Raw genomic sequence first — 6,485 nt, forward strand, 5'->3', positions numbered from 1 at the left:
ATTATTTTACAGACTCAAAAATGAAGCTAGAACTTTTTAAGCAAAAGTTCTAGCCTTTATTCTACTTATTTCTCAAGAAACATTCATATTAGTAATTATTTAATCAACTTTCATAATTCTCATAGCATTTAAACTGCAATTAAAGTTACTCCTATATCTATAAATATACTTAGACAATGTTTAATTTATTTTAGTTCTCTGGAAAATACTTCACTTGCCCATTAGGTTCAATATAAATTCCATGACCTGCTTCAACATCATCCGTATACTGACCTATATACTTACCACCATCAGACCAAATATATATTCCATCTCCATGTTTTAAATCCTCTTTCCATTGCCCAGTATAACTTTCTCCATCTGGCCAAGTATATGTTCCGTATCCATGCTTTAAATCTTTACTCCATGAGCCAATATACTTTTCTCCACTATTCCATGTAAAGATTCCATCTCCGTCCATCATGTCATCTTTCCACTGTCCTACATATTTGCTTCCATCCTCATAAAAATAAGTTCCTTCTCCATGGGCTTTTCCATTTAACTTTTCTCCGACGTACTTGCCACCATGAATATGTTCAGTTTGTTTAACATTAATCTTAATTCCCTCAGCCTTATTTATTTCAAATTTCTTTATCTCCATAATATATTTCACCCTTACCTTTACAATGTGATTGAATATGATTTTCACTTTCATTATATTTGTATATTTTACTAGTGTCAATGCGTTTCTTATTAATAGTATATTTAAAATGTATTAATCAAGGACAATTTCCGTCTATTATTTTAACTTATCTATACTTATCATGAATTTATACTAACCTTACTATAATAGTATTTCATGTTCTTTCATAGTATGTGTAGAGTCTTTATTTTATAAACACTATCAAATGTGAAATAATCACTACCACTAATTGAATCCTGTTAACCTCCTGTAAATTTTACAGTTTCCTACTTTACTACTATATCATCAACAAACTCATTACAATCTTTGCAATAATACTTAACTTCAACATCCGTTTCACATTTCTCATGTTTCACATTTTTATCGCAACCATTTATATGCTTGTTTGACCAAATTATTATAGAATTAAATACATGTCTGAAATCGTGGCCCTTTGCTGTAAGTATATACTCATACCTAGGTGGATGCTCAGTGTATAGTTCAGATTTTATAAGTCCATTTTCTTCAAGAGTTTTCAATCTTTTAGATAATATATTCGTGGGTATAGGTGTAAGTGCTTCTTGTAGCTCCTTAAAGGTGCTTTTCCCATTTGAAATTCTATGCAAAACCAATAAGGTCCACTTATCTTCTACAATATTTAAAGTCTTTGCCAGATTGCACTTAAAGTCATAGTTTCCCTTCATATTAAACCATCTCCTGTAATACTAATTATTTTCTTAAGCTACACATATAAGTAACTGATTAAATAAAAAATATTTAATCAGTTACTAGTTGATACTTTTCCCCTTGATTAATTATAAGCTAAATTCCACACTTTCTATACAGAATTAAACTATTATTTTAACCCTTCTTTAATTACTGCCTCCATAACGTCCTTATCCATAGCTCCAGGTATATAATTAACTATTCTACCGTCTTTTCCAATAATATAAGTAGTAGGAAATGCATTAATAAAATAATCACTAATAAGTCTGCCGTCCTCATCAAAAACTACTGGGAAAGAATATCCTTCTTCTTTTAAAAACTTCTTTATACTTGCTACAGAACCTTCTCTACCAATGTTAGGCATAGCTACACCAAGAATTACAATCTCGTCTTTATTATTATTATACTTTTTATAAATCTCCTCAATATTAGGCATCTCCTCACGGCATGGAGGACACCAAGTTGCCCAAAAGTTTAAAAATACAACTTTTCCTTTATAGTCGCTCAAACTATGGGTCTTCCCATACTGATCTTTCAATTTAAAGTCTGGAGCAATCAAGGGATCTTTTGTGCTGTTTTCTGTGTTTATAGACGAATTGTTGCCTTCATTACTGTTTTGAGCACTTTCTTTACCTTCTTCACTGTTACTTTGAGATTCATTAACTTGAGCCTGGTCTTCTACTACCTTTGAAGGATTTGAAAACATTTCATACATATACCCTCGAACCTTATCCGCTCCCCCTAAAACCATGATAACCCCCGAAATTATTAAAATAATTCCACCTATTTTCTTAATTTCATTCATATATTTCTTAATCTTATCCAAATATTTAATCATAGTTTTATAAAATGCTGCAAAGATTATAAAAGGCATAGTGAATCCTAGGGCATATACCACTATCATTAAGTTCCCTGCTAGCGCACTTTTAGCTCCTGATGCCATAATAAGTACAGATGCAAGCATAGGTCCTACGCAAGGTGTCCAACCAAAACTAAATGTAAGTCCTAAAACATATGCTGTAATTGGATTCATATTGTTAGTATTCATACTAAATCTTTTTTCCCTTTGTAGAAAAGGAATATTCAAATACCCCATATAAAAAAGCCCCATAAGGATTATTATAATACCACCAATCCTTATAATATCTTCTTTATTTGACAAGAAAAATTGACTTAGTGCATTAATTGATGCACCTAAAATGAAAAAGGTAGATGAAATCCCTAAAATAAATAAAACTGTATTTTTAAACAAGGATGTTCTTACAAAGCTTAACTTTTTACCTTCAAAGTCCATTTCAGAGCTATTAGAAAGTATACTAATATACACCGGTAAAATTGGTACTATGCAAGGTGATAAGAAGGATAGTAATCCCTCTACAAAAACTAATAACAACTTTGAAAACTCCACTAAATAACCTCCTTTATAATTAGTTTAATTATAGTATACCAAAGTTACTTTACTTTATAAAGTTACTTTTTAAAATAAAGTAACTTTATTTATCTAATACTAATAACTAAAAAAGTAAAGTTTATTTTTTTATACATAAAAAAAAATAGAACTAATAATGTTGCTATTAGTTCTACAATAATTCAAACCTATTTTATTTGGATCACTTATCTTTTAGCCTTCATAAGAAATTCTTATCTTTTATTCCTTCCTTAATCTTTGTACACCTTCACTATCAATATAAAATCCATCTTTATATAATAGCTGATTTACTGTTACAAATTCATAGCCCTTACTTTGAATTTCAGGAATAAGCCTTTCTAAATTTTCTGGAGTATATTTACCATTATTATGAAATAGCAATATAGATCCTGGCTTTACATTTTTTATTACTCTATTATATTCTCTATCTAACCCTAGTTGCTTCCAATCTATACTATCTACATCCCATTGTATAGGCCTATACCCTAGTGAATTAGCTACCCTTACTCCATTTTCATTATAATGTCCGCTTGGAAATCTAAATAGCTCTGTCTTAACTCCAATGGTATCTTCTATTATTTTTTCAGCATCCTTTATTTCTTTAATCATTTTTTGTTCATTAATGTTTTTAAAGTCAGCATGACTGTAACTATGATTTCCTATTTCATGACCTCTTTTATGAATTTCTTTTAACTTATCTACATTCTCATTATCGGGATAAACAATCCACCTTCCCATTATGAAAAATGTAGCTTTCACGTTATGCTTATCTAAAATATTCAAAATCTTATAAAGCTGCTCCTCATCTGCCCAATTTACATCAAAAGTTAAAGATATCTTCTTCTCTTCTGTTGCTACCCTATATATAGCTTCCTTTTTAAAATTATAATCCTTTTCTTGTAACTCTGTAAAATTTAGAGAGCTATAATACTTTTCGTCAATAGCCATCGCTGGGTAGCTTATACAGGTAGTTATTCCAATTAGTATTGCTAAACCACGTGTTACTATCTGAATCAACCGCAATGATTTTTTTTTAGTGAGTTTCATCTTAAGTAAATTCATATTATCCTTCAGCTCCTTATCAATGATAGGATAGCATTAGAATTTCTCTATTGCTTATATTTATTCATAATCTTTTCTATACGTCTTAAATGATTATCATAATCTTTGACAACAGCCTTAACTTCTTTCATAATGCTATGATCTAAATTATTATTTTCTTCAATAAACTTTTCACCTTGATATATACCCATTTCCATAGCTTTAATAGCTCTTTCACAAACCTCTAAATCAGTATTTACAGGGATAAGTTTTATTTTCTCAAAAAACTCTGCCATTGTTCCCATAACTCCAAGTGTATCAACAGCATTTCCATCTAGGTGTTCTATTCTATTTGTTATTGCTTCCTCATGAGTTTTAAAGGATTCTATAATATGAACAAGTTCTTCTTTTAGCTCCATGTCCTCTGCCTTATCTAAATAATCCTTAAAAATGGCTCCACCCATATGAATTCCTCTTAAAAACTTATTAGTACTTTTAATATCAGTATTTGTTTCCATTTTAATATCACCTCAATTTATTTTTAACTTTTACACTTTCTATTATGCTACTTTTTGCAATTTTAAAAGATAGATTATCAATCTTATGCTATATTTCACTTAAAGTTTTAAATCCCCTTATTACTTAGTCCTTTAATGCCTTTAATTTCAGTATTATAAAATCTAAGTTAATCACTTCAATCTTTCAAAGTGATTTTTGTAAGTTATTTATGTTAATAACTAAATCCCTGTATTCCTATAATATTTTTGCTCCATTTATAGTTAATTGAAATTCACTATAAAGGAATTCTGCTGCCTTTCTGCATAAAATCATGCGATTTATAAATATCTCAAAATATTCCATAATTGAGCATATAGTGGGATCAATTACTAGGTCCAATTGTACAGTTCTTTCCTCTCCATCTACTCTTACAACCGCCTTTTTTACTGCATAGTTGACCCTATCATGAATGTCAAAGGTGGAAAAGTCATTATTTCTTACTCTCGACCTTCTTACATCAGCTTTGTCTCCTAGAATAAGTGCAGCAGAAATAGGGTTTATAGGATTTCCTGTTCCTTCATCATGATTTCCTATTGCAGACACTACAAGGGCTATTTCTTTTGGATCCATGCCTAAAGTCTTTAAAACATTAAAACTAAGACAAGCTCCTGTCTGTGCATGTTCGTCCCTATTCACCATATTTCCAATATCATGAATATATCCTGCAATTTTGGCAAGTTCCACCTCTCTATCACTATATCCGAGTTCTTTTAATATTTTCCCAGCTGTATCTGCTACTTTTCCAACATGACCAAAATCATGTTTTGTATAACCTATCACACCAAGATGTTCGTCACCCATTTCAATGTAAGTCCTAAATTCTTCATTACTCTTAATGTCCTCATAAGTTATTAATGGCATAGTTTCACATCCTTATAGTAAGTAATTAGTATTTACTAAATAGATTTATTATTCTTTATTTTTCTTATAGTTATTCTACTTCTATTATTTTTTATAAATTTCCCTTAATATCATTCCATATTTTTATATGTTTGTTCATTTATTTTATAATAATATCTTCTGCTGCTTGACTTAAGCTATACTTATTACATATAAAAAAACTAGCAAGTTTCAATTCTCGCTAGTTTTTCATTGTATTAGCCTATATTAGTTAAAATAAAAATTCTTATCTGCTAAATTTTCTTCTTTAAATCAAAATGTATTAAAGTAATTTCTCAGCTTATGCACTAAAAACTCCTATAGGAAGTCTCCACACTTCTTCATTAATTTTAATATATTTATAGTTAAAATTATAGCTGCAACCAATATTGTTATAGCGTAAATTAAATTTATAAATGGAATAAAAATCACTATAAAAGCACCAATTACCGCTACTTGTAACCAAATAAATTGCACCCATCTATCTTCTGCTTCAAAACTTATTTCTTGTGCTCCTCGCTGAAGGGATAATTCCCTAATCCCCTGAAAAATATCATATACAATGATTATGCTTATTACCAAGGAAGCAATGCCTATTAGTAAATTTAAGCCTAATATAGATCCTAAATTTGCACTATTGATTGCTATTTTTCTTTCATAAATTGCTGGAATGGACAAAACTATCATTGGTATAGTTAAAGTTTTAGCCCTTCTAAAATACTCGCTACTTAAGGCAAGTGTTCCAAGACCTATAAAAAATAATATATATCCAATTATATCTGGTAATATGTCAAAATGATTTATTCTAAAGTCTAGCATAGTAAAGAAAAATCCCCAATATAAATTATTAAAAGCATTTTTATACATTTTAAACCTCCACATATTGTTATTTTATTATATGAGAGATTATGGAAAGTGAGCACCCTATCTGCTTTTTTATTTCCACGTTTTTTCAAGAAATAATGACTTGTTTTTTATTTCAATAACATTTATATCTTATGCTAAATTATTTATTTAAGAAAATAAATAATTTATAATTCCTCAATACTCCTCTTCTTTAATGGTTTATTATAACTTAAACTTTTAATATTCCCCCTTAGCCTATACCATTATACGTTTTTAATAAAAATAAAAAACACTAAGTAAATACTTAGTGTTTTTTGTATGTATTATTCTTTCAAAATTGCACAG

7 protein-coding genes are annotated in these 6,485 nt (G+C 29.2%); all 7 read right to left on the reverse strand.

Features of this window, described 5'->3' with window-relative positions; translation table 11 throughout:
* Window positions 1-190 precede the first annotated feature (190 nt).
* Complete coding sequence (locus tag B3040_RS17110) at window positions 191-640, reverse strand: MORN repeat-containing protein (RefSeq protein ID WP_414632546.1); 450 nt, start codon at window positions 638-640, stop codon at window positions 191-193.
* A gap of 308 nt (window positions 641-948) precedes the next feature.
* Entirely contained in the window at window positions 949-1,365 is a 417-nt protein-coding gene (locus B3040_RS17115; RefSeq protein WP_291576014.1) for a winged helix-turn-helix transcriptional regulator, read from the reverse strand.
* Window positions 1,366-1,517: 152 nt separating this feature from the next.
* Window positions 1,518-2,795, reverse strand: a complete 1,278-nt coding sequence (locus B3040_RS17120) for a cytochrome c biogenesis protein/redoxin (RefSeq protein WP_291576016.1) — start codon at window positions 2,793-2,795, stop codon at window positions 1,518-1,520.
* Window positions 2,796-3,035: 240 nt separating this feature from the next.
* Entirely contained in the window at window positions 3,036-3,863 is an 828-nt protein-coding gene (gene pdaB, locus B3040_RS17125) for a polysaccharide deacetylase family sporulation protein PdaB (RefSeq protein WP_291576018.1), read from the reverse strand.
* 62 nt (window positions 3,864-3,925) lie between these two features.
* Window positions 3,926-4,381, reverse strand: a complete 456-nt coding sequence (locus tag B3040_RS17130) for a DUF2383 domain-containing protein (RefSeq protein WP_414632547.1) — start codon at window positions 4,379-4,381, stop codon at window positions 3,926-3,928.
* A 229-nt stretch (window positions 4,382-4,610) separates the two neighbouring features.
* Window positions 4,611-5,276 carry an HD domain-containing protein gene (locus B3040_RS17135; protein WP_291576024.1) on the reverse strand — a complete coding sequence of 222 codons (666 nt, stop codon included), beginning with the start codon at window positions 5,274-5,276 and terminating at the stop codon, window positions 4,611-4,613.
* Window positions 5,277-5,612: 336 nt separating this feature from the next.
* Window positions 5,613-6,161: a hypothetical protein gene (locus tag B3040_RS17140; RefSeq protein ID WP_291576026.1), complete on the reverse strand. Its 549-nt coding sequence runs from the start codon at window positions 6,159-6,161 to the stop codon at window positions 5,613-5,615.
* Between the last annotated feature and the right edge of the window lie 324 nt (window positions 6,162-6,485).

It is taken from the genome of Clostridium sp. UBA4548 (genome assembly GCF_002387895.1).
GTDB lineage: Bacteria > Bacillota > Clostridia > Clostridiales > Clostridiaceae > Clostridium_J.